25 protein-coding genes and 2 tRNA genes are annotated in these 25,544 nt (G+C 43.9%); 25 read left to right on the top strand and 2 right to left on the bottom strand.

What is annotated here, in order from left to right; translation table 11 throughout:
* The first annotated feature begins 50 nt into the window (after nucleotides 1–50).
* Nucleotides 51–260, top strand: coding sequence for a YbfA family protein (locus Xind_RS03230; protein ID WP_047682437.1), 210 nt, complete (start codon nucleotides 51–53; stop codon nucleotides 258–260).
* Between the two features lie 245 nt (nucleotides 261–505).
* A complete protein-coding gene (locus Xind_RS03225; protein ID WP_187649473.1) occupies nucleotides 506–1,249 on the top strand; it encodes a type 2 GTP cyclohydrolase I in 744 nt (247 codons plus the stop codon).
* 70 nt (nucleotides 1,250–1,319) lie between these two features.
* On the opposite strand, the gene Xind_RS03220 is transcribed toward Xind_RS03225, so the two are convergent.
* A complete protein-coding gene (locus Xind_RS03220; protein ID WP_187649472.1) occupies nucleotides 1,320–2,438 on the bottom strand; it encodes a multidrug effflux MFS transporter in 1,119 nt (372 codons plus the stop codon).
* Nucleotides 2,439–2,553: 115 nt separating this feature from the next.
* Here Xind_RS03220 and Xind_RS03215 point away from each other — a divergent pair, with 115 nt between their 5' ends.
* On the top strand, nucleotides 2,554–3,315 hold the full coding sequence (locus Xind_RS03215) for an AraC family transcriptional regulator (RefSeq protein ID WP_187649471.1): 762 nt from the start codon (nucleotides 2,554–2,556) through the stop codon (nucleotides 3,313–3,315).
* 218 nt (nucleotides 3,316–3,533) lie between these two features.
* Here Xind_RS03215 and Xind_RS03210 read toward each other — a convergent pair whose 3' ends face one another.
* Entirely contained in the window at nucleotides 3,534–4,817 is a 1,284-nt protein-coding gene (locus tag Xind_RS03210) for a citrate synthase (RefSeq protein WP_047682429.1), read from the bottom strand.
* 623 nt (nucleotides 4,818–5,440) lie between these two features.
* Between Xind_RS03210 and sdhC the strand changes: the two genes are divergently transcribed.
* The 22 genes from sdhC to Xind_RS20820 all read left to right on the top strand — a co-directional run bounded on the left by sdhC (nucleotide 5,441) and on the right by Xind_RS20820 (nucleotide 25,404).
* Complete coding sequence (sdhC, locus tag Xind_RS03205; RefSeq protein ID WP_047682427.1) at nucleotides 5,441–5,830, top strand: succinate dehydrogenase cytochrome b556 subunit; 390 nt, start codon at nucleotides 5,441–5,443, stop codon at nucleotides 5,828–5,830.
* Nucleotides 5,824–6,171: a succinate dehydrogenase membrane anchor subunit gene (gene sdhD, locus Xind_RS03200; RefSeq protein ID WP_047682425.1), complete on the top strand. Its 348-nt coding sequence runs from the start codon at nucleotides 5,824–5,826 to the stop codon at nucleotides 6,169–6,171. Before sdhC ends, sdhD begins: the two co-directional genes overlap by 7 nt.
* Nucleotides 6,172–7,938 carry a succinate dehydrogenase flavoprotein subunit gene (sdhA, locus tag Xind_RS03195; RefSeq protein ID WP_187649470.1) on the top strand — a complete coding sequence of 589 codons (1,767 nt, stop codon included), beginning with the start codon at nucleotides 6,172–6,174 and terminating at the stop codon, nucleotides 7,936–7,938.
* 37 nt (nucleotides 7,939–7,975) lie between these two features.
* Nucleotides 7,976–8,692, top strand: coding sequence for a succinate dehydrogenase iron-sulfur subunit (locus Xind_RS03190; RefSeq protein WP_047682421.1), 717 nt, complete (start codon nucleotides 7,976–7,978; stop codon nucleotides 8,690–8,692).
* 367 nt (nucleotides 8,693–9,059) lie between these two features.
* Nucleotides 9,060–11,867: a 2-oxoglutarate dehydrogenase E1 component gene (gene sucA, locus Xind_RS03185; protein WP_047682419.1), complete on the top strand. Its 2,808-nt coding sequence runs from the start codon at nucleotides 9,060–9,062 to the stop codon at nucleotides 11,865–11,867.
* Between the two features lie 13 nt (nucleotides 11,868–11,880).
* Nucleotides 11,881–13,098 (top strand): 2-oxoglutarate dehydrogenase complex dihydrolipoyllysine-residue succinyltransferase, encoded by a 1,218-nt coding sequence (gene odhB / locus Xind_RS03180; RefSeq protein WP_187649469.1) that lies wholly within the window; start codon nucleotides 11,881–11,883, stop codon nucleotides 13,096–13,098.
* Nucleotides 13,099–13,271: 173 nt separating this feature from the next.
* A complete protein-coding gene (gene sucC, locus Xind_RS03175; RefSeq protein ID WP_187649468.1) occupies nucleotides 13,272–14,438 on the top strand; it encodes an ADP-forming succinate--CoA ligase subunit beta in 1,167 nt (388 codons plus the stop codon).
* The gene (gene sucD / locus Xind_RS03170; protein ID WP_047682412.1) at nucleotides 14,438–15,313 is read left to right on the top strand and encodes a succinate--CoA ligase subunit alpha; all 876 of its coding nucleotides are present in this window, start codon (nucleotides 14,438–14,440) and stop codon (nucleotides 15,311–15,313) included. Before sucC ends, sucD begins: the two co-directional genes overlap by 1 nt.
* A gap of 643 nt (nucleotides 15,314–15,956) precedes the next feature.
* Nucleotides 15,957–17,543 carry a cytochrome ubiquinol oxidase subunit I gene (cydA, locus tag Xind_RS03165; protein ID WP_187649467.1) on the top strand — a complete coding sequence of 529 codons (1,587 nt, stop codon included), beginning with the start codon at nucleotides 15,957–15,959 and terminating at the stop codon, nucleotides 17,541–17,543.
* 14 nt (nucleotides 17,544–17,557) lie between these two features.
* A complete protein-coding gene (gene cydB / locus Xind_RS03160; protein ID WP_187649466.1) occupies nucleotides 17,558–18,697 on the top strand; it encodes a cytochrome d ubiquinol oxidase subunit II in 1,140 nt (379 codons plus the stop codon).
* A gap of 13 nt (nucleotides 18,698–18,710) precedes the next feature.
* Complete coding sequence (cydX, locus tag Xind_RS03155; protein ID WP_072032519.1) at nucleotides 18,711–18,827, top strand: cytochrome bd-I oxidase subunit CydX; 117 nt, start codon at nucleotides 18,711–18,713, stop codon at nucleotides 18,825–18,827.
* On the top strand, nucleotides 18,827–19,114 hold the full coding sequence (ybgE, locus tag Xind_RS03150) for a cyd operon protein YbgE (RefSeq protein WP_047682406.1): 288 nt from the start codon (nucleotides 18,827–18,829) through the stop codon (nucleotides 19,112–19,114). The genes cydX and ybgE overlap by 1 nt, the downstream gene beginning before the upstream one ends.
* A gap of 124 nt (nucleotides 19,115–19,238) precedes the next feature.
* Nucleotides 19,239–19,643, top strand: coding sequence for a tol-pal system-associated acyl-CoA thioesterase (gene ybgC / locus Xind_RS03145; protein WP_047682404.1), 405 nt, complete (start codon nucleotides 19,239–19,241; stop codon nucleotides 19,641–19,643).
* Nucleotides 19,640–20,329 (top strand): Tol-Pal system protein TolQ, encoded by a 690-nt coding sequence (tolQ, locus tag Xind_RS03140; RefSeq protein WP_047682402.1) that lies wholly within the window; start codon nucleotides 19,640–19,642, stop codon nucleotides 20,327–20,329. Before ybgC ends, tolQ begins: the two co-directional genes overlap by 4 nt.
* Nucleotides 20,330–20,352: 23 nt before the next feature.
* A complete protein-coding gene (gene tolR, locus Xind_RS03135; RefSeq protein WP_047682400.1) occupies nucleotides 20,353–20,784 on the top strand; it encodes a colicin uptake protein TolR in 432 nt (143 codons plus the stop codon).
* Between the two features lie 35 nt (nucleotides 20,785–20,819).
* The gene (tolA, locus tag Xind_RS03130; protein ID WP_187649465.1) at nucleotides 20,820–21,833 is read left to right on the top strand and encodes a cell envelope integrity protein TolA; all 1,014 of its coding nucleotides are present in this window, start codon (nucleotides 20,820–20,822) and stop codon (nucleotides 21,831–21,833) included.
* Between the two features lie 166 nt (nucleotides 21,834–21,999).
* A complete protein-coding gene (gene tolB, locus Xind_RS03125) occupies nucleotides 22,000–23,307 on the top strand; it encodes a Tol-Pal system beta propeller repeat protein TolB (RefSeq protein ID WP_187649542.1) in 1,308 nt (435 codons plus the stop codon).
* Nucleotides 23,308–23,350: 43 nt separating this feature from the next.
* The gene (gene pal / locus Xind_RS03120; protein ID WP_047682394.1) at nucleotides 23,351–23,854 is read left to right on the top strand and encodes a peptidoglycan-associated lipoprotein Pal; all 504 of its coding nucleotides are present in this window, start codon (nucleotides 23,351–23,353) and stop codon (nucleotides 23,852–23,854) included.
* Between the two features lie 9 nt (nucleotides 23,855–23,863).
* Nucleotides 23,864–24,628, top strand: coding sequence for a cell division protein CpoB (gene cpoB, locus Xind_RS03115; protein WP_047682392.1), 765 nt, complete (start codon nucleotides 23,864–23,866; stop codon nucleotides 24,626–24,628).
* A gap of 167 nt (nucleotides 24,629–24,795) precedes the next feature.
* Nucleotides 24,796–24,871 (top strand) — tRNA-Lys (locus Xind_RS03110).
* Between the two features lie 30 nt (nucleotides 24,872–24,901).
* A tRNA-Lys gene (locus tag Xind_RS03105) sits at nucleotides 24,902–24,977 on the top strand.
* A 262-nt stretch (nucleotides 24,978–25,239) separates the two neighbouring features.
* Nucleotides 25,240–25,404 (top strand): hypothetical protein, encoded by a 165-nt coding sequence (locus Xind_RS20820; RefSeq protein ID WP_246432454.1) that lies wholly within the window; start codon nucleotides 25,240–25,242, stop codon nucleotides 25,402–25,404.
* The last annotated feature ends 140 nt before the right edge of the window (nucleotides 25,405–25,544 follow it).

Below are 25,544 nucleotides of genomic sequence, written 5' to 3'. Positions count from 1 at the left end.
GAGTAAAATTTAGTATGTCTTACAGGTATTGCCCATTATGGAGGGTCTTTATGTCTACATATCGTGAATATTCTCGGCATCAGGTTCTCTTACGGCGTGTTGGCGCTGTTGCAGTAGGTGTCATTGCGCTCCCTGTTATGTTATTCAGCCGAAACCGTGCCCGTTTTTACAGCTACTTGCATAAAGTATGGGTAAAAACAAGTGATAAACCCGTATGGTTAGAACGTGCAGAAATTGCCTCTGACACGTTAATTCCCTGAATCTTCTACTCTGTGACTGGCTGTTCTTCGTTTGTTTCTGCATAATGTTTTCTGACTGATATAGCCTACTGAATATAGAATTTAATGTAGTATTCTGACACCTTGCCAGCTTAAGCTGGCAAGGTGTTTTGCTCTTATTGCTTATGACTACTGATGTTGTTACTTAATACATATATATCACTTTGGCTAAGCGAAGAATAGGTACGTCTTCTATGGTGAAAAAGCTAAATAATAAGGGGTGTGTAATGAATAATGTTGAATTAGAGCATGTACTCAATACGGAACTGAATGTTCGTGAGTTTCAGGATTATGCCCCTAATGGATTGCAGGTGGAAGGACGCCGTCATATTCAACGGGTTATAACGGGCGTGACAGCATGTCAGGCTCTGCTGGATGAAGCTGTTCGTTTGGAAGCTGATGCTGTCATTGTACATCATGGGTATTTTTGGAAGAATGAATCGCCTGTTATCCGGGGTATGAAACGCCGTCGTCTACAAACTTTACTCTGCAATGACATTAACCTGTATGGCTACCATCTCCCGTTGGATGCTCATCCTACGTTGGGCAATAATGTCCAGTTAGCACGTCAGATGGGTGTGAAAATCATAGGAACGATTGATCCATTACTTCCTCATGGTGCATTTGATCAACCGATTACTCCGGCAGAATTGTCTGAGCGCCTTGAAAAAAGACTGGAGCGCAAGGTACTGCATTGTGGCGATAACGCCAGGGAAGAGATCCGCACTATCGCATGGTGTACAGGTGGCGGACAAAGTTTTATTGAGCAAGCTGCTGAATTTGGTGTTGATGCTTTTGTTACTGGTGAAGTATCCGAAAAGACCATTCATGTTGCCCGTGAAATGGGGTTACATTTTTATTCGGCAGGGCACCATGCCACTGAGCGCTATGGCATCAAAACGCTTGGTGAATGGCTGACGAATCATCATGGGTTGGATGTCACTTTTATTGATATTCCTAATCCAGCTTGATGTGTATCACAGATTTTTCAATGAAAGAGGCTATTTAATCAATAGCCTCAGTTTCTTATTTATCAGGGTATTACTTATTACGTGATAAAAAGATAATTATGACTCCACTGTAGATCAATATCGTACCTAACGTTTGGCTCCAACCAGCAAGCGCTAAGCCAGCCCCTAACAGCAAATAGTAAAACAACCCTAACAACGCGCCTGCTGTGCCTAATCTATCTGTATAGCGATTTAATGCAGATGCCAAAATATTGGGGATTGCAAGGCCATAAGCAATCACAATACCCAACATAGGGAAAATAAACAGCCAACTATTTTCAAGCAGATAAACACCAATCCCGCTTAATAAGACGAGCCATGCCGCAAGGGATATGATTTTTTTAGTTGGCCATTTCTTTGTTAAAAATTGCTTATTAGATACTGAACCCACCCCAACACCGAGGGTGAAGAGTAGCCCTGTATAACCGAAAAGCTTTGGTGATAATCCGAATTGTGCAAAGCGGAAAGGAGCCAGTTGATAGTAGCTGAATAGGCAAACATTGAATAAAGCGATGAGAAACATACTTCGCCAAATGGCAATATCTTTTAACATCATGCTGGCGGTATCAGATAGCGCAACTGTTGTTACAGTTACTGGGCGTGTTTCTGGTAGGCGAATAACAGACCAACTGGTCAAAATAACAGCTAGAATAGTCAATCCTGCGAATACGGCCTGATAACCGCCAAAATGATTCAGTGCAGAACCGCTGATCATACCAACGGCAGGACTAGCAGCCAATGCAATGCCCATAATGGAGAAAACACGTGCCAGTTCTTCTCCCTGATAACTATCGCGCATGAGAGTTTGTGTCCCGATTGAGCTGGCTGCCGCTCCGAAAGCGGATAATATTCTGGCAACCAATAGCAGCCAGAAGTGCTCTGTTAATAGCGCCATAACACAAGCCAGACCATAGAGTAATAATCCGGCAATAATAGCAGGGCGTCTGCCAATAACATCACACATGCGACCCCATACGACGACACCAAAAGCAAAGGCAATAAAGTAAAGTGACAAGGTTTGCGAGGCGTGTTCTGCACTGACGGCAAAACTATTGGCAATATTGGTTAGGGCAGGGCTATAGATGGTTTCCACAATTTGGGGAAACATCATTAAAGCAATAGCGAGCCAAAGTGATGGTTTAACTTGCATGGTATTTTTTCGTCAATGATTGATGACCGGAAGGTTAGCATTCTGATGACTGTCTAATTATGATAAAAAAGACAATAAATTTATATAATCGGACATTAATTTAACGGAAGCTAACATGGCATGGTTGAGGCAAAATGATCATTTTGATCCTGACAGTTTGAATGTCCCTGTAGCAGGCATTGCAGCAGAGTTGGGACAGCACGATTCTGGTTTTCATCAACATAATATGGGGCAGCTACTGTTTACTCAGCGGGGTTGTATCAAGATCACTTTAGCTAATCAGATTTCTGTTTTACCTCCGACCAGAGTGGCATGGATCCCGCCAAAGACATTACATCGGGCGGAAATGCGAGGTTCTGTCGGGTATCGTTCTATCTATATTGATGTTTCTGAAATGGATTGGATACCTGACAGGAGTGAAGTATTGGAAGCTACACCATTGCTACAGGCAGTTTTGGAACGTATTGCAATATCGCCTTTTGATACTGACTGGAGTCAGGGAAAAGATGCACACTTATTGGCAGTGTTTTTTGATGAAATTTGTGAGGCGCGTCGAGAGCCAACTTTATTGCCTTTACCTCTGGATCGCCGTTTGGCCCGTTTGTCGTTTGAACAATTACCGCCACCACTACAGGAAATAGCTACTTATATCGGTGCCAGTGAAAAAACCATTACCCGCATATTTCAGCGTGAAACGGGAATGGGTTACCAACAATGGCGGCAACAATGGCGATTGATTAAGGCAATTGAATTATTGGCACAGGGTAAGACGATATCTTATGTGGCTCAGGAGTTAGGGTTTACCAATGACAGTACTTTTGTCACTTTCTTTCGCAAAATCATGGGAAAGCCGCCACGTGAATATATGGCAGGCTAAGGACTAAGGAGTAAAACCAGTTGCAGGAGACGAAGAGGAGAAAAAACAGATAGTTTCACCAGTAGAAAGCATCATAATCGTTGAAATAATAACGGGTATCATTACATAGCGGATACTGCACCCCACTGTCAGATGGCAAGCCAATTGTGGTGGATTGGCAGGTAAGGTGCAGTATATACACGCTTCAGAATATGAAGTGTGTCAGTCAGTTTGTCAGATTATTTTTGAATCTGACTCGTGAAGTCGCGCTTAGCATGGCCAGTGTAAAGCTGGCGAGGACGAGCGATCTTCAAGCCATCGTCATGCATTTCATTCCAGTGTGCAATCCAACCAATTGTACGGGCAATGGCAAAGATCACGGTAAACATGGAGGATGGAATCCCCATTGCTTTCAGAATAATACCGGAATAGAAATCGACATTCGGATACAGTTTTTTCTCAATAAAGTACGGATCGTTCAGGGCGATACGTTCCAGCTCCATGGCAACTTCCAACAAACTGTCATTCAGACCAAGTTCATCCAGTACTTCATGACAGGTTTCACGCATCACGGTTGCGCGTGGGTCATAGTTTTTATAGACGCGATGACCAAAGCCCATCAGGCGGAAGGAGTCATTTTTATCCTTGGCGCGGGCGACAAATTCAGGAATGTGATCGACAGTCTGGATCTCTTCCAGCATACGCAGACAAGCTTCATTTGCGCCACCATGTGCAGGCCCCCACAATGATGCAATCCCCGCAGCGATGCAGACGAATGGGTTCGCACCAGAAGAACCCGCGGTACGTACTGTTGAAGTTGAAGCATTCTGTTCATGATCCGCATGTAGAATAAAAATGCGATCCATTGCTTTTTCTAATACCGGATTGACCTTATATTCCTCACAAGGCGTTGAAAACATCATATACAGGAAGTTACCGGCATAAGAAAGATCATTACGAGGATAAACAAAAGGTTGACCAATGGAGTATTTGTAACACATTGCTGCCACAGTTGGCATTTTGGATAGCAGACGATATGCAGTAATTTCACGGTGTTGAGGATTATGAACATCCACTGCATCGTGGTAAAAGGCAGCAAGAGCGCCAGTCACGCCACAAAGTACAGCCATAGGGTGAGAATCACGACGGAAACCGTGGAACAGACGGGTAATCTGTTCGTGGATCATCGTATGACGTGTCACAGTTTTTTTGAATTTTTCATATTCTTCGGGTGTTGGTGGCTCCCCATACAGCAGAATATAACAAACTTCCAGATAGTTTGATTTCGTTGCGAGCTGATCGATGGGAAAACCACGGTGCAGCAAAATGCCTTCGTTGCCATCAATATAGGTGATTTTCGACTCGCAGGAGGCAGTGGAAGTGAAACCGGGATCGTAGGTATAGAAGCCTTTTGAGCCGAGGGTACGAACGTCAATCACTTCAGAACCTAGGGTTGGCGTTAGTACGTCTAGTTCGATAGCAGCTGAACCATTTATGGTCAACGTAGCCTTTTTATCAGCCATTTACATCTCCTTAGCGCTTATTTTTTATAACCCCTAACAACCTTCAGATAGGCGCAATTTTTCACTGTGCCGACGGCATTGTGCTACCGGAGAGAATTAAAAATCAGGCTGTATACATTTAGTGCTGAAATCTCATTTACGGACGACAATCGTTTTCAGGTTGTTAAAAAGTTTCTGGATGTCATATCTAAAGTATTTTTAACATAAAATGTTACTATTTTGTGTCATAACGATACTTTTATAAAGCTCGCGTTTTTCGTGAAGTTTACTTTTTCATCGGAAAACGACGGTGGATAATATGCACCGCCATATATGTAAGATAAATGTTTAATCTTTGTCAAACAAGATAGTGGTTTTTATGATAAATGTTTGAAGCGTGATCTTACTCACTGTTCAAGCTAAATGTTAATAATCATATTGTGTGGGAATTGTAATAACAATGTGAAGTACTTATACTGCGTTAAGGTCTCCGGATACCTGATGTAGGAGCACCCAGCGTAATCAAATCACAACGTTTGATGTACAGTAAGGATTGTTAAATTAATGATGTTGTGTCTTTGTATCCTCTTAACGCTGTCTGATTCCCACCCAGGGCCGGAGGATGGAAAATAAAAAAAAGCTGTGTGGGCAAAATTGTGAAAAAACAAAGACCTGTCAACCTCGATTTGCGGACGATAAATCAACCCGTCTCCGCGATAGCTTCGATCTTGCACCGTATCTCAGGCGTCATCACCTTTATAGCAGTCGGCATTTTGCTGTGGTTGCTCGGTATGTCACTGTCTTCGCAAGAGGGCTTCCAGCATGCATCTGAAATTATGACTGGCTTTTTCGCCAAATTTATCCTGTGGGGGATATTAACGGCATTGGGTTACCACATTTGTGGTGGGATCCGCCATGTTTTGATGGATTTTGGCTTCTTGGAAGAGAGCCTTGCTACGGGTAAAACTTCTGCCAAAGTGGCAATCGTGATCGCAGTTATTCTGTCTATTCTGGCTGGGGTATTAATATGGTAAGCAACGCATCCGCATTGGGGCGCACGGGTATTCAGGACTGGCTGTTGTTACGTGCATCTGCAATCGTTATTGTTTTATATGTTTTTTATCTCGTTGGTTTTGTAGCAACAACGTCAGACATCACCTATGAAGTCTGGAGTGGTTTTTTTTCTTCATCTCTCACTAAAGTGTTCACCATATTGGCACTGATTTCTATTCTGGTTCACGCATGGATCGGAATGTGGCAGGTGCTGACAGATTATGTGAAGCCACTGGCACTGCGTCTTGTGTTGCAACTGGTGATTATTGTTGCGCTGCTGGCTTATTTGATTTACGGAACAATTGTTGTGTGGGGTGCATAAATGAAACTACCGGTAAGAGAGTTTGACGCTGTTGTTATTGGTGCTGGCGGTGCAGGTATGCGTGCTGCACTACAAATTTCACAAATGGGCTTGTCTTGTGCCCTGATTTCTAAGGTTTTTCCGACTCGATCCCATACAGTTTCAGCACAGGGTGGCATTACCGTTGCTCTGGGTAACTCTCATGATGATAACTGGGAATGGCATATGTATGACACGGTAAAAGGCTCCGACTATATCGGTGACCAGGATGCCATCGAATACATGTGTAAAACTGGTCCTGAAGCGATTTTGGAACTGGAACACATGGGGTTGCCATTTTCACGCTTGGATGATGGACGTATCTATCAGCGTCCATTTGGTGGGCAATCCAGAAATTTTGGCGGTGAGCAAGCTGCCCGCACAGCTGCTGCTGCTGACCGTACTGGTCACGCATTACTTCATACCCTTTATCAGCAAAACCTGAAAAACCATACGACCATTTTTTCTGAATGGTATTCTCTGGATCTGGTCAAAAACCAAGATGGTGCTATCGTTGGCTGTACAGCCATCTGTATTGAAACAGGTGAAGTTATCTATTTCAAAGCCAAGGCAACAATTCTCGCAACAGGCGGTGCAGGCCGTATTTTCCAATCTACGACTAATGCTCACATCAATACTGGTGATGGTGTTGGTATGGCATTGCGTGCTGGTGTTCCTGTCCAGGATATGGAAATGTGGCAATTCCATCCGACAGGAATTGCGGGTGCTGGTGTATTGGTGACAGAAGGTTGCCGTGGTGAAGGTGGTTATCTGCTGAATAAAGATGGTGAACGCTTTATGGAGCGTTATGCACCCAATGCTAAAGATCTGGCTGGTCGTGATGTGGTTGCACGCTCTATGATGATCGAAATCCGTGAAGGTCGCGGTTGTGAAGGCCCATGGGGACCTCACGTGAAATTGAAGCTGGATCATTTGGGTAAAGAGGTTCTGGAATCGCGTCTGCCGGGTATTCTTGAACTGTCCCGTACTTTTGCCCATGTAGATCCTGTAAAAGAACCGATTCCGGTGATCCCAACCTGTCATTACATGATGGGGGGAATTCCAACTAAGATTACGGGTCAGGCACTGACTATTAATGAGAAAGGCGAAGATGTTATCATTCCGGGCTTATTTGCTGTGGGTGAAATCGCTTGCGTATCTGTTCATGGTGCGAACCGTTTAGGGGGTAATTCATTGCTGGATTTGGTGGTTTTTGGTCGTTCTGCTGGTTTGCACTTGAAAGAGTGCCTGATGGAACAGGGAACCAGCCGTGATGCCAGCGAGTCTGATGTTGAAGCAGCACTGCAACGTCTGAACCGTTGGAACAATACCCGTTCAGGCGAAGATCCAGTTGAAATCCGTAAAGCATTGCAGGCTTGTATGCAGCACAACTTCTCTGTATTCCGTGAAGGTGATGCGATGGCGAGAGGATTAGATGAATTGAAAGTCATCCGTGAGCGCCTGCAAAATGCCCGTTTAGATGATACATCATCAGAATTCAATACCCAGCGCATCGAATGTCTGGAATTGGATAACCTGATGGAAACCGCTTATTCGACTGCTGTAGCCGCAAATTTCCGTACAGAAAGTCGTGGAGCACATAGCCGTTTCGATTATCCAGAGCGTGATGATGCAAATTGGCTGTGCCATAGCTTGTATTTACCGCAGACTGAGAGCATGACCCGTCGTGAAGTGAACATGCAGCCAAAATTGCGTGAAGCCTTCCCGCCAAAAGTGCGTTCTTACTAATTGCGTTGTTGATGTTCCAGTTGCGGAGAAATAGATTATGAAACTTGAATTCTCAATTTATCGTTATAATCCGGATGTAGACAACGTACCCCGTATGCAGGATTACACGCTGGAAGCTGAAGAAGGGCGTGACATGATGCTGCTGGATGCACTTATCCAGTTGAAGGAACAAGATCCAACGTTGTCATTCCGCCGTTCGTGCCGTGAAGGTGTATGTGGTTCTGACGGTCTGAATATGAATGGAAAAAACGGGCTGGCTTGTATTACTCCTGTCTCAGCACTACACCGTGGTAACAAGAAGATGGTTATTCGTCCGCTGCCTGGTTTGCCAGTTATTCGTGACCTGGTTGTTGATATGGGGCAGTTTTACGCGCAATATGAAAAAATCCGTCCTTATTTGCTCAATGACGGTAAAAATCCACCTGCACGTGAACATCTGCAATCACCAGAACAGCGTGCAAAATTGGATGGTCTTTATGAATGTATCTTGTGTGCCTGCTGTTCGACGTCATGCCCGTCATTTTGGTGGAATCCGGATAAATTTATTGGGCCTGCAGGTCTTTTAGCTGCATATCGTTTTCTGATTGATAGTCGTGATACTGAAACCTCATCCCGATTGGATGGGCTGAATGATGCTTTCAGTGTCTTCCGCTGTCATGGGATCATGAACTGCGTTAATGTGTGTCCTAAAGGCCTTAACCCAACAAAAGCGATTGGGCATATTAAGTCGATGTTGTTAAGACATAGTGCTTAATTAAAATATGACTTAATTAAATATACTGACAATGTATAGATAGTGCATAAATAACACATAAACTGTGTGTAAATAATGCATATAAGGTTGCCCTCCACAATTTTGAAATAAATATCAAACCAGTGGAGGGCATAAAGAATGAAAAATGATAAATTGCCTGCTGCTAATGACGGCGCATGTTATTGGAATAAGGAACCTTTAAAAACTGCCTCTCAGTTTTTAAAGGTTCCTTGAAGGGTAGGATAACCCAAATAAAGAACATGCATTAAGCACGTCCAAATGAACCTTTTATCAACACCGCTTATTAATAAAGCGGTATTTGTTAACCACGGCGAAAACTAAAGCTTTTAAAGCTTAAGGGATCACAATGCAGAACGGTGCAATGAAGGACTGGCTGGACTCAAGCTTTCTGGCTGGTGCAAACCAGTCTTACATAGAGCAAATCTATGAAGACTATATAACCGATCCTAATTCTGTTGATGCAGGTTGGAGAGAAATTTTCCAACAATTACCGGATGCAGGACTTCACGGGGAACAACTTCACTCACAGACACGTGATTACTTCCGTCGTCTGGCAAAGGATGCCACTCGTTACCACACTTCAGTCAGCGATCCAGCAATGGATGCAAAACAAGTTAAGGTTTTGCAGCTTATCAACGCATTCCGCTTCCGCGGTCATCAACATGCGAATCTTGATCCATTGGGATTATGGAAACAGGAACCTGTATCGGATCTCGATCCTGCTTTCCATAATTTAACAAAAGCTGATTTTGAAGAAACGTTTAATGTAGGCTCATTTGCTAGCGGCAAAGAGACAATGAAATTGGCGGATTTGTATGACGCACTGAAACGCATTTACTGCGGCTCTATTGGTGCGGAATATATGCATATCACCAATACAGAAGAAAAACGCTGGATCCAGCAGCGCCTGGAATCTGTCTCTGTCAGCTCACAATTCAGCGCAGATGAAAAACGTCGCTTTCTGGCGGAGTTAACTGCGGCGGAAGGTCTGGAACGTTATCTGGGGGCTAAGTTTCCAGGAGCGAAACGTTTTTCTCTGGAGGGCGGTGATGCACTAGTTCCAATGCTGAAGGATTTGATCCGTCATGCAGGCAAGCAAGATACACGCGAAGTTGTACTTGGCATGGCTCACCGTGGTCGCCTCAATGTTCTTATTAATATCTTAGGTAAAAAACCTGCTGATCTGTTTGATGAATTTGCCGGAAAACATAAAGAACATCTCGGAACAGGTGATGTGAAGTATCATCAGGGTTTTTCCTCTGATTTCGAAACTGAAGGCGGTTTAGTACACTTAGCGTTAGCATTCAACCCATCTCACCTTGAAATTGTCAGCCCTGTAGTTATTGGGTCAGTACGTGCTCGCCGTGACCGTCTTGATGAAGGCCAGAGCAACATGGTGTTGCCGGTAACCATTCATGGTGATGCAGCGGTAACAGGGCAGGGGATTGTTCAGGAAACACTGAACATGTCTCAGGCTCGCGGCTATGAGGTTGGTGGTACTGTTCGCATTGTGGTTAACAACCAGATTGGTTTTACTACTTCTAACCCGAAAGATGCCCGTTCAACACAATATTGTACTGATGTTGTGAAAATGGTTCAGGCCCCGATTTTCCACGTAAATGCTGATGACCCGGAAGCTGTCGCTTTTGTTACCCGCCTGGCCTTGGATTTCCGTAATACCTTTAAACGTGACGTGATGATTGATTTGGTTTGTTACCGTCGTCACGGTCATAACGAAGCTGATGAGCCAAGTGCAACTCAGCCACTAATGTATCAGAAAATCAAGAAACATCCGACTCCACGTAAAATCTATGCGGACAAACTCATCGCAGAAGGTCTGCTGTCACCTAATGATGTGACTGAAATGGTCAACTTATATCGTGATGCATTGGATCATGGTGAATGTGTTGTAGATGAATGGCGTCCAATGGGGTTGCATTCGTTTACATGGGAACCTTACCTGAATCACGAATGGGATGAAGATTATCCACATAAAATGGATATGAAGCGTCTGCAAGATCTTGGCAAACGCATTAGTACCATTCCTACCGAAGTGGAAATGCACTCTCGTGTTGCGAAAATCTATGCTGACCGTGCAGAAATGGCCAACGGCAACAAGCTGTTTGACTGGGGGGGAGCGGAAACGCTGGCTTATGCAACCTTGGTTGATGAAGGTATTCCAGTTCGTCTGTCTGGTGAAGATGCTGGCCGTGGTACATTCTTCCACCGCCATGCGGTTATCCATAATCAGGCTAATGCTTCTGTTTATGTCCCTCTGGCAAATGTTCACAACAGTCAGGGGGGATTTAACGTATGGGATTCTGTCCTGTCAGAAGAAGCTGTACTGGCATTTGAATATGGTTATGCAACGACAGAGCCTCGTGCATTGACTATCTGGGAAGCCCAGTTTGGTGATTTTGCTAACGTAGCACAGGTTGTGATTGACCAGTTCATCAGTTCTGGTGAACAAAAATGGGGTCGTATGTGTGGTCTGGTCATGCTGTTGCCGCATGGCTACGAAGGACAAGGTCCTGAGCACTCATCAGCACGTCTGGAACGTTACCTGCAATTGTGTGCAGAACAGAACATGCAGGTTTGTGTGCCATCAACTCCGGCTCAAGTTTATCACATGCTGCGTCGTCAGGCACTGCGTGGTATGCGTCGTCCTCTGATAGTCATGTCACCTAAGTCGTTGCTGCGTCATCCATTGGCAGTATCCAGCCTGGATGAATTGGCTAACGGTAAATTTGAGACAGTCATTGGTGAAGTTGATGCGTTGGAGCCAAAAGGTGTGAAACGTGTTGTACTTTGCTCCGGTAAAGTTTATTACGATCTGCTGGAACAACGTCGTAAGAACGAGCAGACCGACGTCGCCATTGTGCGTATTGAACAACTGTATCCATTCCCGCGTCAGGACATGCAGACTTTACTTGAGCAGTATGCTCATGTGCATGATTTTGTCTGGTGTCAGGAAGAGCCATTGAACCAAGGGGCTTGGTATTGCAGTCAACATAATTTCCGTGAAGCGATCCCATTTGGGGCTTCTTTACGTTATGCAGGGCGTCCGGCTTCTGCTTCCCCGGCTGTGGGCTATACGTCTGTTCACCAGCAGCAACAGCAAGCTCTGGTTAATGACGCACTGAACGTTGAATAAATAAGGATAGAAAATGAGTAGCGTAGAAATTCTGGTTCCAGACCTTCCTGAATCTGTTGCGGATGCCACTGTTGCGACATGGCATAAAAAACCAGGTGATACCGTAGAGCGTGATGACATTCTGGTTGAAATCGAAACAGACAAAGTGATTTTAGAAGTACCAGCAAGTGAAGCGGGTGTTCTGGAATCTATTCTGGAAGAAGAAGGTGCCACTGTACTGTCTAAGCAATTGATTGGCCGTATTAGCCTGAGTGACAGTACGGGTATGCCGGCTGTAGTGAAAGAACAAACAGAAGCAACACCAGCCCAACGCCAGACAGCGTCTTTGGAAGAAGAAAGCAATGATGCATTGAGTCCGGCAGTTCGTCGTTTGATTGCTGAGCATGATTTAAATCCTGCTGCGATTAGAGGCAGTGGTGTAGGTGGCCGTATTGTGCGTGAAGACGTAGAAAAATATATTGCTGCGAACAAAAAAGAGAGTACTAAATCCGCTGAATCTGCTCCAGCGGCTCAACCATCTCAGTTGCCACACCGCAGTGAAAAACGTGTCCCAATGACGCGTTTACGTAAGCGTATTGCAGAACGCCTGCTCGAAGCGAAAAACAACACTGCAATGCTGACGACTTTTAACGAAGTCAATATGAAGCCAATTCAGGAATTGCGTAAACAATACGGTGATGAGTTTGAAAAACGTCATGGTGTTCGTCTGGGTTTCATGTCTTTCTATGTGAAAGCTGTTGTCGAAGCGCTGAAACGTTATCCAGAAGTTAATGCTTCTATTGATGGCACTGATGTGGTTTACCACAACTATTTTGATATTAGCATCGCAGTATCTACACCTCGTGGTCTGGTGACGCCAGTACTGCGTGATGCAGATGCATTGGGCATGGCTGATATTGAGAAAAATATCAAAGAGTTGGCTATTAAAGGCCGTGACGGCAAATTGACCGTTGAAGAACTCACTGGTGGTAATTTCACCATTACCAATGGTGGTGTTTTTGGCTCCTTGATGTCTACTCCGATCATTAACCCACCACAAAGTGCGATTCTTGGTATGCACGCTATTAAAGATCGCCCAATGGCAGTAAATGGTCAAGTTGAGATCCTTCCAATGATGTATCTGGCTCTGTCTTATGACCATCGTCTGATTGACGGGCGTGAGTCTGTGGGCTTCCTGGTGACTATCAAAGAAATGCTGGAAGATCCAACACGTTTGTTGCTGGATGTATAGCATCACCATCAGGGCGGAGGGTGTTAAATTCTGTCCAGTCTGAAATAAAACGATGTTGATGTAAAAAGTGCTGATGTAACAAATTATGCGGCCAGCCTTCGGGCTGGTCATATCCAGAGCAACAAAATAGAAGGTAATTTACCTTTCTTAGATTAAATTATGGATAGAACATCATGAATTTACACGAGTATCAGGCAAAACAACTTTTTGCACGGTATGGCTTACCAGCACCTGCTGGTTATGCCTGCACGACACCGCGCGAAGCAGAAGAAGCAGCATCCAAGATTGGTGCAGGCCCTTGGGTCGTTAAATGTCAGGTTCATGCAGGCGGTCGCGGTAAAGCCGGGGGCGTGAAAGTCGTCAATAGCAAGGAGGATATCCGTGCTTTTGCTGAACAGTGGCTGGGTAAACGACTGGTAACTTACCAGACAGATGTACAGGGGCAACCTGTCCATCAGATCCTGGTAGAAGGGGCTACCGATATTGCTATGGAGCTGTATCTCGGTGCCGTTGTTGACCGTGGTACACGTCGTGTAGTGTTCATGGCCTCTACCGAAGGTGGTGTCGAAATAGAAAAAGTGGCGGAAGAAACGCCCGAACTGATTCATAAAGCAATCATCGATCCACTGGCTGGCCCTATGCCCTACCAAGGCCGTGAACTGGCGTTCAAGCTGGGTCTGACTGGTAAACAAGTCAACCAATTCACTAAAATTTTCCTGGGATTGGCAAACCTTTTCCTTGAACGTGACCTGGCTCTGGTCGAAATTAACCCGTTGGTTATTACAACTCAAGGTGATCTTGTCTGTCTGGATGGGAAGTTGGGTGCGGACGGTAATGCTATGTTCCGTCAGGCTGAACTGCGTGAAATGCACGACCCTTCGCAGGAAGATCCACGTGAAGCTCAGGCTGCACAATGGGAACTAAATTATGTTGCGTTGGATGGCAACATTGGTTGTATGGTAAATGGTGCTGGTTTGGCGATGGGAACGATGGACATTGTCAAGCTGCACGGTGGTGCTCCGGCTAACTTCCTTGATGTAGGCGGTGGTGCGACAAAAGAGCGTGTTACTGAAGCCTTCAAAATTATCCTGTCGGATGAAAATGTGAAAGCTGTCTTGGTAAATATCTTTGGTGGGATCGTCCGTTGTGACCTGATTGCTGACGGTATTATTGGTGCGGTGGAAGAAGTAGGTGTTCACGTACCTGTAGTCGTTCGTTTGGAAGGGAATAATGCTGAACTGGGTGCGAAGAAACTGGCTGATAGTGGATTGAATATCATTGCAGCAACCAGTTTGACAGACGCAGCTAAACAGGTAGTCGCAGCAGCGGGGAACAAATAATGTCTATTTTAATTGATAAAAACACCAAAGTGATTTGTCAGGGTTTCACTGGCAGTCAGGGTACTTTCCATTCAGAACAGGCGATCGCTTACGGTACTCAAATGGTTGGCGGCGTAACGCCAGGTAAAGGTGGTACGCAACATCTTGGTCTGCCCGTCTTTAATACCGTCCGCGAAGCAGTTGAAGCAACAGGTGCGACAGCTTCTGTGATTTACGTACCAGCACCATTCTGTAAAGACTCTATTCTGGAGGCTATTGATGCAGGTATTAAACTGATCATTACCATTACTGAAGGTATCCCAACGCTGGATATGCTGACAGTTAAGGTAAAACTGGATCAGGCTGGTGTTCGTATGATCGGCCCTAACTGTCCGGGTGTTATTACTCCGGATGAATGTAAGATCGGTATCATGCCTGGTCATATTCATAAGGCAGGTAAAGTAGGTATTGTGTCCCGTTCAGGGACTTTGACTTATGAGGCCGTGAAGCAAACAACTGACGCAGGATTAGGCCAATCCACTTGTGTTGGTATCGGCGGTGACCCAATCCCAGGTTCAAACTTTATTGATATTCTGAAACTGTTCCAGGAAGATCCACAGACTGAAGCTATCGTCATGATTGGTGAAATTGGTGGTACAGCAGAAGAAGAAGCTGCTGCGTATATCAAAGAGCATGTTACTAAACCAGTTGTAGCTTACATCGCGGGTGTAACAGCACCTAAAGGCAAGCGAATGGGACATGCAGGAGCGATTATTGCAGGTGGTAAAGGTACGGCGGATGAAAAATTCGCAGCATTGGAATCTGCGGGAGTGAAGACTGTCCGCAGCCTTGCTGACATAGGCGATGCAGTTAAGGGTTTATTGACCAGTAAATAGTCACAAAATAAGCCATTTTTATAGAAAAAGGCTGCTGCTTTAAAGCAGCCTTTTTATTTTCATTTATAAGATAAACAGTAAGTTAGTCTTTTTATATGGAGAGATATTTTCAAATTTAATTGAACTTATTTTAGAAAATTCTATTTAATCGATTAATTTAATTATAAATGTTAAAAAAATATATTTTTCTCATAATGAAAATGAAAAGTTAATTTTATAATGCTTTTTACAGCAAAAAATAAATTAATCGGCATTGTGAGAAACAAATTATTAACACTAAATCAACCGTAATGAAATAATAGCTGTAATGATTAACAAGGAACAAAAAAATTGACTAAAATCAATTTATTACTGTGGAATGTGTTAGCTAAACTTGATTTAATTGTTCTAAAATAAATGGTATTACCTCATAAATTAGCGGCAATATTGGCCTATATTGAGAATTCCAACTTTAGTCATGTAAAAGCTATTTATTGTGTGCGAATATAGGCGTAATATTATTGGGGTATCTACTGAATTTTGATTTAATTAATAATTTATTGTTGTGTTTGAGGCATTTATTGCTGGTAGTTACGAGACTTTCATTTTACGAAAGTCGGGTTGCCGCAAGTCGGTGTCTTCCTGCTAGGAGCAAGGAGTCAAAATGTTTGATATTGTCGAACTGTCACGATTACAGTTTGCCTTAACTGCTATGTACCATTTCTTATTCGTACCATTAACACTCGGTATGGCGTTTTTGCTTGCGATTATGGAAACGGTATATGTTCTGTCTGGTAAACAAATCTACAAAGATATGACAAAATTCTGGGGAAAGTTATTTGGTATTAACTTTGCCTTGGGGGTTGCAACAGGTTTGACTATGGAGTTCCAGTTCGGAACAAACTGGTCATATTTCTCACATTACGTTGGTGATATTTTTGGTGCACCACTGGCCATTGAAGGTTTAATGGCTTTCTTCCTTGAATCCACATTTGTTGGTTTGTTCTTTTTCGGTTGGGATCGCCTGAGCAAGAAACAGCATCTGGTTGTAACTTGGTTGGTTGCATTAGGTTCTAACTTCTCTGCTTTATGGATTCTAATTGCGAATGGCTGGATGCAAAACCCGATTGCCTCTGATTTCAATTTTGAAACCATGCGCATGGAGATGGTGAGCTTTAGCGATCTGGTTCTGAATCCTGTTGCTCAAGTGAAATTTGTTCATACTGTAGCTGCTGGTTATGTGACAGGTGCGATTTTCGTCTTGGGGATCAGCGCTTATTACTTGCTTAAAGGGCGGGATATTCCATTTGCTAAACGTTCATTTGCCATTGCATCAAGTTTCGGTATTGCAGCAGTCCTGTCCGTCATTGTACTGGGGGATGAATCTGGATATGAAATGGGGGATGTGCAGAAAACTAAACTGGCTGCCATTGAAGCAGAGTGGGATACTCAAACTCCTCCGGCTGCATTCACGCTGATTGGTATTCCTGATCAGGATAAGATGGAAAACAAATATTCCATTCAAATTCCTTATATATTAGGTCTTATCGCTACACGTTCTACTGATACTCCGGTTGTTGGCTTGCGTGACTTGATTAGTCAGCATGAACAACGTATCCGTAACGGCCTTAAGGCATATGAATTGCTGGAAGAGCTGCGTGCAGGTAACACTGATCCGACAGTACGTAAGGCATTCAATGAAAACAAAAAAGACCTTGGTTACGGCATGCTCGTAAAACGTTACACTCCAGAGGTGGCAAACGCGACAGAAGAGCAAATTAAAGCCGCTGCGAAAGATTCTATTCCACGTGTGGCACCGCTTTATTTTGCATTTCGTATCATGGTTGCTTGTGGCTTCATCATGTTACTGGTTATCGGCTTGGCATTCTTCAGTGTTATCCGTAATCGCATTGGTCAACAAAAGTGGTTGTTACGTGCGGCGTTATTTAGTATTCCCTTACCGTGGATTGCGGTTGAAGCGGGTTGGTTTGTTGCAGAGTATGGCCGTCAGCCTTGGGCTATTGGTGAGGTATTGCCAACCGCAGTGGCAGCTTCGACACGCAGTGCTGGTGATCTCATTTTCTCAATGGCACTGATTTGTGGTCTGTATACCTTGTTCCTGATCGCCGAAATGTTTCTGATGTTCAAATTTGCTCGCCTTGGTCCAAGTAGTCTCAAGACCGGGCGTTACCATTTTGAACAGAAATTCATTTCTTCAACCAATAATTCTTCAGCGAATAATATTGAGTAAGCAGGAGTCCACTTATGCTTGATTATGACGTGTTACGATTTATATGGTGGCTGCTGATTGGTGTATTGCTAATCGGGTTTGCAGTGACCGATGGTTTTGACATGGGTGTTGGTGTCCTGCTGCGGATTATCGGCAAAAATGACACTGAACGCCGTGTCATGATTAACTCAATTGCACCTCACTGGGACGGTAACCAGGTATGGTTAATCACAGCGGGTGGTGCACTGTTTGCTGCCTGGCCAGCAGTATATGCTGCCGCTTTCTCCGGTTTCTATGTAGCGATGATTTTGGTGTTGGCTGCCTTGTTCTTCCGGCCCGTAGGGTTTGACTATCGTTCAAAACTGGAAAACAGAAAATGGCGTAACATGTGGGACTGGGGGTTGTTTGTTGGCAGTTTTGTACCTCCATTGGTCATTGGAGTTGCATTCGGTAATCTGCTGCAAGGCGTACCACTGATGATAGATGTAGATCAGAGGGTTTCCTATGAAGGATCATTCTTTGGGTTGCTGAACCCTTATGGGCTGCTGGCAGGTATCATCAGCTTGATGATGATTACGACACAAGGGGCAACTTACCTGCAAATGCGTACTACGGGTGAGTTGCATTTGCGTTCCCGTACTGCGACACACATTTGTGCATTGATAACTGCGGTAGCTTTCTTACTAGCGGGAGTGTGGCTGATTTATGGCATTGATGGTTATGTTGTGACCGGTGGCCTGGATGTGAATGGAGTATCTAATCCATTACATAAACAAGTTACTCAACAGGTTGGGGCGTGGCTGATCAATTTCAATAATCAGCCTATATTGTGGGCAATACCTGTATTGGGTGTCATTCTTCCTTTGTTGACTATGCTGGCAACTCGATTGGATAAAGGGGCCTGGGCGTTTCTATTTTCATCACTGACAGTTGCTTGCATTATTCTGACCGCAGGAATATCCATGTTCCCGTTTGTGATGCCATCAAGCCTTAATCCGAATGTCAGTTTGACTATGTGGGATGCAACATCCAGTCAGTGGACGTTGCAAATTATGTTCGTTGTTGCGCTTATCTTCGTTCCTATTATTCTGTCATACACCATTTGGTGTTACTACAAAACCTTTGGGCGTTTGGATAAGAGCTACATTGAAAACAACAAACACTCACTGTACTAGAGGAGCATAGAACATGTGGTATTTTGCTTGGATTCTGGGAACGCTCTTAGCTTGTAGTTTTGCTGTTATTGCAGCTTTGGCACTTGAGCATAGTGAATCAGAAGAAGTAACTGAGAGTGACAAAAGATAATGTTGGTTGACAAATTTTACCAACTGATGAGTAAGGGCCTGCTAAGGGCCCTTATCCTTATTATGGCTCTGGCACTTGCTGGATGTGTATTGTGGGATCCAACACGTTTTGCTGCGGGCACAAGTTTATTAGCTGTATGGCAAGGTATTTTACTGATCTGGGCGGTATGTTCCGGGGTGATTTTTGGTATTGGATTTAACCCTAAGCATTTTATCTGGCGTCTTTTTTTTCATCCATTACCTGCATTTTTGATTCTGATTTTTGGCTTATATCATTTCTTTAAGTAAACTATTTATGATTTTATAGGACGCTGGCCTATAAATTTTTTTGATTTCTTTAATAACAAGTCATTCCAAAGCGCTATTGTCTTGAGTATAGTGACAGCGTTAATTCGCCTAATTAGGATTATATGTGAGTAATATGTTGTTCCGTTGGCCTATCCGTGTTTACTACGAAGACACAGATGCTAGTGGTATAGTCTATCACGCTCAATATTTGGCTTTTTATGAAAGAGCACGTACAGAGATGCTGCGTGATAAGGGCTTCCACCAAAAGTATATGTTGGATGAACAAGTTGGTTTTGCTGTCAGCCGTATGACCGTTGACTACCGGAAACCAGCGAGGCTGGATGACCAGTTAGTTGTGGAAAGCGAGATCACGAACATCCGTGGTGCTTCACTGACATTTATTCAACGAATTATTGATTGTAATGATGTAGTTATCAGTAACGCAGAATGCCTGATCGTCTGCGTAAATTCATCTCAAATGAAGCCTATTGCGCTTCCAAAGTCTATTGTCGCGGAGTTTAAGCAGTGACTGACATGAACATCCTGGATTTATTTCTGAAGGCAGGCTTTTTAGTGCAGCTGATCATGTTAATCCTGATTGGCTTCTCTGTAGTTTCTTGGGCAATTATTATTCAAAGAACAAGAGTTCTGAATGCTGCTACTCGGGAAACAGAAGCATTTGAAGATAAATTTTGGTCTGGGGTTGAATTATCCCGTCTTTATAAAGAAAGCCAGTCACGCCGAGATTCTTTAAGTGGCACTGAACAGATTTTCTATTCTGGTTTTAAAGAATTCGCTCGCTTACATCAGGCAAATAACCATGCACCAGAGGCTGTCATTACGGGAGCTTCTCGCGCTATGCGAATTTCAATGAATCGTGAATTAGAAACATTGGAAAATCATATCCCATTTCTGGGTACTGTCGGTTCTATTAGTCCCTATATCGGCCTGTTTGGCACAGTCTGGGGGATCATGCATGCTTTTATTGCTCTGGGAGCAGTAAAACAGGCAACATTGCAAATGGTCGCTCCTGGTATTGCGGAAGCGTTGATTGCAACAGCAATTGGTTTGTTTGCTGCGATTCCGGCGGTGATGGCTTATAACCGTCTGAACCAGCGTGTCAATAAACTGGAACAAAGTTACGACAATTTTATGGAAGAATTTCTGGCGATTTTGCATCGGCAGGCTTTTGTTTCTAATTCCAATAAGTCGTAATTCATCGTAAGGGGAAAAAGCGAATGGCGCGCACTCGTAGTCGCAGACGTGAGCTAAAATCCGAGATCAATATCGTCCCCTTGCTGGACGTGTTGCTGGTTTTGCTGCTGATTTTTATGGCAACTGCCCCGATTATCACACAAAGTGTAGAAGTTGATTTACCTGATTCGGTAGATTCCAAAACCGTCTCCAGTTCTGATAATCCACCGGTTATTGTAGAAGTTTCCGGGGTAGGGCGCTACAACATGGTTGTTAATCAGGAGCGTTTAGAATTACTACCTGAACAGCAAATTATTGCTGAAGCTCAAACCTTGATGAAAGCTAACCCAAAAACAATTTTCTTGATTGGGGGTTCAAAGGAAGTTCCTTATGATGAAATCATCAAGGCACTTAATATGCTTCGTCAAGCGGGTGTGAAATCGGTTGGTTTAATGACTCAGCCTATTGGTGCCTGATGGCGGCTTTTACTTAAAGTTTCTGGATGTCGAGCGTGGGAAAGACAAACAAGCAAAACAGCGGGCTAAATCGTGCCGTTATCATTTCAATTATTTTGCACATTATCCTGTTCGGATTTTTGATTTGGGGATCTTTGAAGCAAAAAACGGAAATGGGAGGCGGTGGAAATAGTGGTACGGTGATTGATGCCGTTATGGTCGATCCGAATGCGGTAGTTCAGCAATATAATCAGCAGCAGCAACAGCAAGCTAATGCAAAGCTGGCTGAGCAGCAACGGAAGAAAAAAGCTGAACAACAGGCAGCCGAATTGCGTGCTAAACAGGCAGAAGAGCAGGAACGGCTGAAAGCCGCAGAAGAAGAGCGGATAAAAGCACAACAAGCCGCGGAAGAACAGAAAAAGCTGGCTGATGCTGCGGCAGCTAAGGCCCGTGAAGAGCAAAAGATTGCCGAAGAGGCCGCTGCTAAAGCGAAAGCGGAGCAAGAAAGAATTCTGAAAGAGCAGGCAGAAGCTCAGAGAAAAGCAGAAGCCCAAGCTAAGAAAGAAGCAGAAGAAACTGCGAAACGAAAAGCAGAAGCTGAAGCGAAGGCAAAAGCAGAAGCGGAAGCAAGGGTTAAAGCTGAAGCCGCAGCTAAAGCAAAAGTCAGAGCTAAGGCTGAAGCCCAAAAAGAGGCGCAGGCAGTTGATGATCTGCTTGGGGGATTAACTTCTAATGCACCTAAACAGCAAGGTGGAGCATCCGCTGTGGGTAAAGGTGGTAGTAAGAAAAGCGGTTTTTCTGAATCGGATATTAATAATTATAAAGGGCAAATTCGGGCTGCTATCCAGAATCATTTCCGTGACCCGAGTTTATACTTAGGGCGCACCTGTGACTTGAGCATAAAACTGGCATCAGATGGTATGTTGATTAGTGTTCAGGCTAATGGAGGCGACCCCGCATTATGTAGGGCAGCAATTGCCGCAGCGAATCAAACCAAAATGCCACGTCCACCAAGTAAAGAGGTTTATGAACATTTCAAGAGTTTTTCACTAGACTTTAAACCACAGTAGGGTAAATATTTGGTGGGAACGTGTTATTTATTAGGTGAAATTTCGGATAATTTACTTGTGTAAATAAAATTATTAGATTTTATTTAGGTATCTGGTTTTGTTTGTTGGCGTTTGTTAGAATCCGGCGGATTATTGCGGGCATATCGATCGCGATAAGGGAGAGATGATGAAGCAAACTTTTAAACTGACGTTTAAAGCATTATTGGGTTTTCTGATGCTATGGGCAACGTTTGCTCATGCAGAAGTTCGCATTGAAATTACAGAAGGTGTTGATTCTGCCCGTCCTATTGGTGTTGTTCCATTTAAATGGACTGGTGCAGCTAATCCGCCAGAAGAAGTTGGTTCAATTGTTGCTGCCGATTTGAGGAACAGTGGGAAATTCAATCCCATTACTCCGGATCGCATGCCACAACAGCCTGCTACAGCCTCTGAAGTAACACCTGCGGTATGGTCTGCTCTTGGAATAGATTCTGTAGTCGTAGGGCAAATTCAGCCTGCTGCTGATGGTAAATTTTTGGTTTCCTATCAGTTGGTTGATGTAGCTGGAACACCGGGTTCAGTATTAGCGCAGAATCAATTTTCAGTTGAGAAAAAATGGCTACGCTATGCTGCGCATACAGCCAGCAATGAAGTATTTGAAAAGCTGACCGGCATTAAAGGCGCATTCACCACGCGTATCGCTTATGTGGTTAAGAAGGCTGCGGCGAATAAGTATTCGTATGAACTGCGTGTTGCTGATTATGACGGTTATAATGAAACTCCGGTACGTAGTTCAGCAGAACCTTTAATGTCACCAGCATGGTCACCAGACAATTCTCAACTGGCATATGTGACATTTGAAGGCGGTCGTTCTTCTCTGGTGATCCAAACATTGGCAACAGGAACGATTCGTCATGTAGCTTCATTCCCTCGTCACAATGGAGCGCCGGCATTTTCCCCTGATGGAACTAAGCTCGCTTTTGCTCTATCTAAAACAGGTAGTCTGAACTTATATGTGATGGATTTGGCCTCAGGGCAAATTCGCCAAATAACAGATGGCCGCAGTAATAATACCGAGCCAAGCTGGATGCCGGATAGCCAGACACTGGTCTATACCTCTGATCAGGGTGGTCGTCCACAATTGTATAAAATCGATATTAATGGCGGTGCTCCACAACGACTGACTTGGGAAGGTTCACAAAACCAAGACGCTGATGTGAGTCCAGATGGTACTTTTATCGTTATGGTTAGCACAGCGAGTGGCAGTCAGCACATCGCCAAACAGGATCTGGTAACGGGATCTGTCCAGGTTTTGACAGATACGTTTCTAGATGAAACGCCGAGTATCGCACCTAACGGCACTATGGTTATTTATAGCTCCACCCAAGGGTTGGGGACTGTATTGCAGCTAGTTTCGACTGACGGGCGTTTCAAAGCGCGTCTTCCGGCTACCGATGGACAGGTTAAATTTCCTGCCTGGTCGCCGTATCTGTGATGCATAATAAGTATGTATGGCAAACTATAAAAGGATCAAAGAGATGCAACTGAACAAAGTGCTAAAAGGGCTGATGTTAGCTTTACCAATCATGGCCGTAGCAGCGTGTACCACTAATAAAAATGGCAACAATGATCAGTCTGGTGTAAGCACTGTTGATAATTCTTCTAAAGCAGGTCTGTCTGCTGAAGAATTAGCACGTCAGCAGATGCAAGAGCTGCAAAACAACAATATCGTATACTTCGGTTTCGATAAATACGACATTAACAGCGAATTTGCTCAGATGCTGGATGCGCATGCTGCATTCCTGCGTAGCAATCCATCTGTTAAAGTAACTATTGAAGGTCATGCAGATGAGCGCGGTACTCCTGAGTACAATATCGCTCTGGGTGAGCGTCGTGCAAATGCAGTTAAAATGTATCTGCAAGGCAAGGGTGTTTCAGCTGACCAGCTTGCTATCGTTTCTTATGGTAAAGAAAAACCCGCTGTACTTGGTCATGACGAAGCAGCATACGCTAAAAACCGTCGCGCTGTAATCGTATACTAAGAGTAAGGCATGAACAGTAACTTCAGACGTTTTGTATTGGGTCTGTCGTTATTGGTTGGCGTAGCGGCTCCGTGGGCCGCTACTGCCCGAGCGCCAATCAGTAATGTCGGCTCAGGCTCCACAGATGAGCGCCTTTCCCAATTAGAGCGTATTTCCGACGCTCATAGTCAGTTATTAACTCAACTCCAGCAACAGCTTGCTGATTCTCAGCGTGATATTGATACACTCCGTGGCCAGATTCAGGAAAATCAATATCAATTGAATCAGATCATTGAGCGCCAGAAAGATATTTATCAGCAGTTGGATAAAATCACTAACCCTTCAGGTGCAGAAAATGATAATACAGCGACCCCAGCGGAAAAGGGGGCTGATAATCAGCCCGCAACTGCCACCAGCACAGGAAGTGAAAAGGGAGATTATGATGCCGCTGTTGCTTTAGCTATCAACACTAAGGAATACGATAAAGCTATCGTAGCATTCCAGAATTTTGCTAAAGCTTATCCCAAGTCGAAATATTTACCGAATGTCAACTATTGGTTAGGTCAGTTGAATTACAACAAAGGTAAGAAAGATGATGCGGCTTATTATTTCGCGACTGTAGTGAAAAATTATCCTAAATCACAAAAAAGCAGCGATTCTCTGTATAAAGTTGGTTTGATTATGCAGGAAAAAGGGCAAAAGGATAAGGCGAAGGCAGTTTATCAACAGGTGGTTAAGCAATACCCCGGCACTAGTGCGGCTAAAATGGCCGAAAAAAAGATTGCAGGAATGTAATAATTATCCCCAAGAGGTTATTTATCGGTCTTTTTGGGGATGATTGGTTGATTAATAGGCGCTTGAACGGGGTTTTATAAAATAAATATTGCGCCCAACAAGGAAATCAGTATTATATGCCGCCGTTGGTAAGCAATTAAGAAAGCAATGCCAGACAAGATTTAGATGGGTCGTTAGCTCAGTCGGTAGAGCAGTTGACTTTTAATCAATTGGTCGCAGGTTCGAATCCTGCACGACCCACCATCTCAATTTTCAATCAATCATTTCCCAGATGGGTCGTTAGCTCAGTCGGTAGAGCAGTTGACTTTTAATCAATTGGTCGCAGGTTCGAATCCTGCACGACCCACCATCTAAAATTCTCATTCCACACATTTCCTAGGTGAACCGTTAAATTAGTCAGTAGAACTGTTGGCTCTTAATCAATCGATCACAGGTTCAGGTCGAAAATTTATTCCTCTTATAATACGTTAAGATCTCTAAAATACTTAAAGACTTTTGTTTAATAATTCGCTATCTTGTTTAGCATTTAAAACAATTAAGAGCAAAATAATCGATTTTCATCTTAATTCTACGTTTTTTGTATTAATATAACCCGAATTCTGGATAAGAAATTGACGAGAAGCCTGTTCCAGGAGCAAAGTTCTGGTGCATACCAAAAACAGCTCCGAGGGGAACAGGCTATGGACAAGTTAGTTGAAATTTTCTGTGATGTCGATGGTGCGCTGGGAAAAGCTGCACTGTTTCTTGCGGGTGAAAGTCCCGTCGTAGAAGATTAGCCAGATCACTACGTAGCGAGTCTTGCATCTCCGGCGGTAACAAAGGAGATGAAGCGTAGACAGCGAAACATTCGAGCCGAAACCCATAGGTGAACGTGATAACTCCGAAATTCGCTGATTGTGTTGTGCCGATGGTATCG

Source organism: Xenorhabdus indica, from assembly GCF_014467235.1.
GTDB lineage: Bacteria > Pseudomonadota > Gammaproteobacteria > Enterobacterales > Enterobacteriaceae > Xenorhabdus > Xenorhabdus indica.
Note: the sequence above shows the minus strand (reverse complement) of the source record. Positions and strands in the feature narration are given on the sequence as shown.

Excerpts from the sequence above, each read along its gene's own strand:
- cpoB (WP_047682392.1), top strand. The coding sequence starts at position 23,864 with ATGAACAGTAACTTCAGACGTTTTGTATTGGGTCTGTCGTTATTGGTT.
- Xind_RS03220 (WP_187649472.1), bottom strand. The coding sequence starts at position 2,438 with ATGCAAGTTAAACCATCACTTTGGCTCGCTATTGCTTTAATGATGTTT.
- cydX (WP_072032519.1), top strand. The coding sequence starts at position 18,711 with ATGTGGTATTTTGCTTGGATTCTGGGAACGCTCTTAGCTTGTAGTTTT.
- Xind_RS03230 (WP_047682437.1), top strand. The coding sequence starts at position 51 with ATGTCTACATATCGTGAATATTCTCGGCATCAGGTTCTCTTACGGCGT.
- tolR (WP_047682400.1), top strand. The coding sequence starts at position 20,353 with ATGGCGCGCACTCGTAGTCGCAGACGTGAGCTAAAATCCGAGATCAAT.
- pal (WP_047682394.1), top strand. The coding sequence starts at position 23,351 with ATGCAACTGAACAAAGTGCTAAAAGGGCTGATGTTAGCTTTACCAATC.
- Xind_RS03210 (WP_047682429.1), bottom strand. The coding sequence starts at position 4,817 with ATGGCTGATAAAAAGGCTACGTTGACCATAAATGGTTCAGCTGCTATC.
- Xind_RS03225 (WP_187649473.1), top strand. The coding sequence starts at position 506 with ATGAATAATGTTGAATTAGAGCATGTACTCAATACGGAACTGAATGTT.
- sdhD (WP_047682425.1), top strand. The coding sequence starts at position 5,824 with ATGGTAAGCAACGCATCCGCATTGGGGCGCACGGGTATTCAGGACTGG.
- Xind_RS03190 (WP_047682421.1), top strand. The coding sequence starts at position 7,976 with ATGAAACTTGAATTCTCAATTTATCGTTATAATCCGGATGTAGACAAC.
- sucA (WP_047682419.1), top strand. The coding sequence starts at position 9,060 with ATGCAGAACGGTGCAATGAAGGACTGGCTGGACTCAAGCTTTCTGGCT.
- ybgE (WP_047682406.1), top strand. The coding sequence starts at position 18,827 with ATGTTGGTTGACAAATTTTACCAACTGATGAGTAAGGGCCTGCTAAGG.
- sucC (WP_187649468.1), top strand. The coding sequence starts at position 13,272 with ATGAATTTACACGAGTATCAGGCAAAACAACTTTTTGCACGGTATGGC.
- sdhA (WP_187649470.1), top strand. The coding sequence starts at position 6,172 with ATGAAACTACCGGTAAGAGAGTTTGACGCTGTTGTTATTGGTGCTGGC.
- sucD (WP_047682412.1), top strand. The coding sequence starts at position 14,438 with ATGTCTATTTTAATTGATAAAAACACCAAAGTGATTTGTCAGGGTTTC.
- cydB (WP_187649466.1), top strand. The coding sequence starts at position 17,558 with ATGCTTGATTATGACGTGTTACGATTTATATGGTGGCTGCTGATTGGT.
- Xind_RS03215 (WP_187649471.1), top strand. The coding sequence starts at position 2,554 with ATGGCATGGTTGAGGCAAAATGATCATTTTGATCCTGACAGTTTGAAT.
- odhB (WP_187649469.1), top strand. The coding sequence starts at position 11,881 with ATGAGTAGCGTAGAAATTCTGGTTCCAGACCTTCCTGAATCTGTTGCG.
- cydA (WP_187649467.1), top strand. The coding sequence starts at position 15,957 with ATGTTTGATATTGTCGAACTGTCACGATTACAGTTTGCCTTAACTGCT.
- tolB (WP_187649542.1), top strand. The coding sequence starts at position 22,000 with ATGAAGCAAACTTTTAAACTGACGTTTAAAGCATTATTGGGTTTTCTG.